Source organism: uncultured Methylobacterium sp. (assembly GCF_964244095.1).
GTDB lineage: Bacteria > Pseudomonadota > Alphaproteobacteria > Rhizobiales > Beijerinckiaceae > Methylobacterium.
In genome coordinates this window covers 1-2,901 of record NZ_CAXTHR010000262.1, presented here as the reverse complement: position 1 = coordinate 2,901, position 2,901 = coordinate 1, and the positions used below count along the sequence as shown (strand labels likewise).

Here is a 2,901-nt window from a genome sequence, read left to right as displayed (position 1 = left end):
AGCTCGGGGATCACGATGTCGATGAAGTCGGCAAAGCTCTCGGGCACGACGATGCGGCTGAGGTTGAACCCGTCCACCTCGCCCTCCTCGATCCAGGCTTGAAGTTCGTCGGCGATCGAGACGGCGTCGCCGGCGAGCACCGGGTAGCGCCCGCCGAGTTCGAATTCGGTGAGGAGGTCGCGCTTGGTCAGCCCGCGCCGGGCGGCGGCCGCGGTGGCGGACTGGATGGCGTTGCCCGGGCCGTAGGGGATCGGTTCGTCGAGGCCGTAAGCCGCGAAGTCGATGCCGGTGGAGGCGGAGAAGTGCGCCAGCCCCGCCTCCGGGCTGGCATGGCGCAGGTATTCGGCGCGCTTCTCCTCCGCTTCCGCCCGGGTGCGCCCGGGGATGACGGCGATGCCGACGAACACCTTCACGTCCTCCGGCCGGCGCCCGGCCGCCACCGCCTCGGCGCGGATGGCACGGGTGGCGTCGCGCGCCGTCGCCCGGTCGGGGGCGGAGATGAACACGCATTCGGCGTGGCGCCCGGCAAAGGCCCGGCCGCGGCCCGAGGCGCCGGCCTGATAGAGCACCGGTGTGCGCTGGATCGACGGCTCGGACAGGTGGTAGCCCTCGACGTCGAAGAACTCGCCGTGGTGCGCCACCGGGCGGATGCCGGCGGGGTCGGCAAACACCCGCGCCGCCCGGTCGCGCCGCACGGCGCCGTCGTCCCAGCTTCCTTCCCAGAGCTTGTAGAGGACCTCAAGATACTCGTCGGCGTAGTCGTAGCGCCGGTCGTGGTCGGGCAGCCTGCCGCCGCCCTGTCCGCGGTGGGCGCTGTCGAGATAGCCGGTGACGATGTTCCAGCCGATGCGGCCTTGCGTCAGGTGATCGAGGGTCGAGACGCGCCGGGCGAAGGTGTAGGGCGCCTCGTTGTGGACGTTGACCGTGACGCCGAAGCCGAGATGCCGCGTCACCGCCGCCATGGCCGCGACGAGCAGGGTCGGCTCGTTGACGGGCAACTGCACCGCCTCCCGCGCGGTCACGTCGATGCCGCCGCCGTAGATGTCGTAGACGCCGATGATGTCGGCGATGAACAGGCCGTCGAACAGCCCGCGCTCCAGGAGCTTCGCCTGATCGGTCCAGTAGGCGAGGGTGTTGTAGTCCGACGAGCGGTCGCGCGGATGGGTCCACAGCCCGTGGTTGATGTGGCCGGCGCAGTTCATGTTGAAGGCGTTCAGCCGGATCTGCTTCCTGGCGGCCATCAGATCGCTCCATGCCGGGGCGGCGGCTTGCCGTTGAGGTGGTAGGCGCCGATCCAGTGGTATTTCCAGCGCACGGGATCGTGCAGGGTGTGCACCCGCGCGTCCCGCCAGAACCGGCCGAGATTGTACCCTTCCCGCGTCGCGGAGGCGCCGGCGAGCTCCAGGAGCCGCTCGGAGGCGTCCAGCGCGACCTCGGTGGTGAGGATCTTGGCCTCGGCGACGGCGACGGACGCCTCCGCCGAGCTTTCCGCGGTGACGGGCTCGGCCGCGATGCGGTCGAGCGTCAGGCCGGCGCGGGCGAGCACTTCGTCGGCCGCGTGCAGATCGATTTCCAGCCGGCCGACCTCCGCGATGATGTGGGGGTCCTCGGTGGCGGTCTCGACGGTGAAGGGCCAGGGCCGCGTCCTGGTGCGCACGAAGTCCAGCGCGGCGGCCACGGCGCCGCGGGCGATGCCCGCGTCGATCGCCGCCTGAACGAGCTGGGAGGTCGGGCCGAACAGGCCCGGACGGTCCGCCAGCGGCGTCAGGTCGATGCTCAGGCTCTCCTCGATCGGGGCGTCCGCGAAGATCACCCGGCCGCTGGCCGTGGTGCGCTGGCCGAAGCCCTGCCAGTCGTCCACGACGCGCACGCCCACGGCATCCCGGCGCACCCAGACCAGGAGCGGCCGGCCGGCGGGGTCCACGGCGCGGGTGGGAATCCAGTGGGCGAAGACGGCGCCGGTCGAATAGAAGCGCTCGCCGCTGAGGCGCAGGCCCTCCGGCCCGGCCGTCAGCCGCGTGTCCACGTGGGTGATCGATTTCCCGTTGCGGGCCGGCCCCGCGTTGCCGATGCGGTATCCGGCGAGCACGTCGCCGTAGATCCGCGCCTTCTGGGCGGGGCTCGCGGCCGCACGCACCAGCGCCAGCACGCCGAACTGGTTCTGCGGGATCTGCCCCGCCGAGCCGTCGGCGGCGGCGAGGATGGCGAACACCTCGGCGAGCGTCGCATGGGAGACCTCCGCGCCGCCATGGTCCCGCGGCACGCTGATGCCGCCGAGGCCGCTGGCGGTGAACGCCTCGATCTCCGCCCAGGGCAGGCGCCGGTCCCGGTCGCGCTCCGAGGCGCCGTCGGCGAAGCGCCGGGCGACCGCGTGGGCGGCCTCGATCGCCTCGGCGTCCGAGCGGATCAGGTGCGGGCGGGAGGGCGGCAACGGATGCCGGTCATCGAGGCCGCCGAGGCCGTCGTCGGCAAGGGGGAGGGTCATCGTCGGATCGCCTCGAACAGGAGGGGCCGGGCGCCGGCCAAGCCAGGAACGTCGTCCGGGGAAGCTTCCCCGTCGGCCCGGATGCGCGGCCGTCAGCGGGATCTCAGGCGCCGCACCGCGATGTCGCCCGAGAACTGCACCACGCAGACCAGCGCGATCAGGATCACGATCACCGCCGTCATGACCGTGGTGTCGAAGCGTTGGTAGCCGTAGCGGATCGCCACGTCCCCGAGCCCGCCCGCGCCGACCGCCCCGGCCATGGCGGAGGCGCCGATCATCGAGACGAGCGTGATGGTGAAGCCGCCCACGATCCCCGGCAGCGCCTCGGGCAGCAGCACGTGGACGAGGATGTGCCGGCGCCGGCAGCCGATGGACTGGGCCGCCTCGATCAGCCCCGCATCCACCTCCCGGAGCGA

At 72.4% G+C, this 2,901-nt stretch carries 3 protein-coding genes; all 3 read right to left on the bottom strand.

Features of this window, described 5'->3' with window-relative positions:
* The coding region (locus tag ACFE86_RS22220; protein WP_375457479.1) for an LLM class flavin-dependent oxidoreductase at positions 1-1,241 on the bottom strand (1,241 nt) is incomplete at its 3' end.
* A complete protein-coding gene (locus tag ACFE86_RS22215) occupies positions 1,241-2,485 on the bottom strand; it encodes an SfnB family sulfur acquisition oxidoreductase (protein WP_375457478.1) in 1,245 nt (414 codons plus the stop codon). The genes ACFE86_RS22215 and ACFE86_RS22220, both read right to left, overlap by 1 nt.
* A gap of 92 nt (positions 2,486-2,577) precedes the next feature.
* A partial coding sequence (locus ACFE86_RS22210) for an ABC transporter permease subunit (RefSeq protein WP_375457477.1) occupies positions 2,578-2,901 on the bottom strand: 324 nt, incomplete at its 5' end.

Bases quoted from the DNA above. Each gene is read 5' to 3' on its own strand.
- ACFE86_RS22215 (WP_375457478.1), bottom strand. From the start codon at position 2,485: ATGACCCTCCCCCTTGCCGACGACGGCCTCGGCGGCCTCGATGACCGG.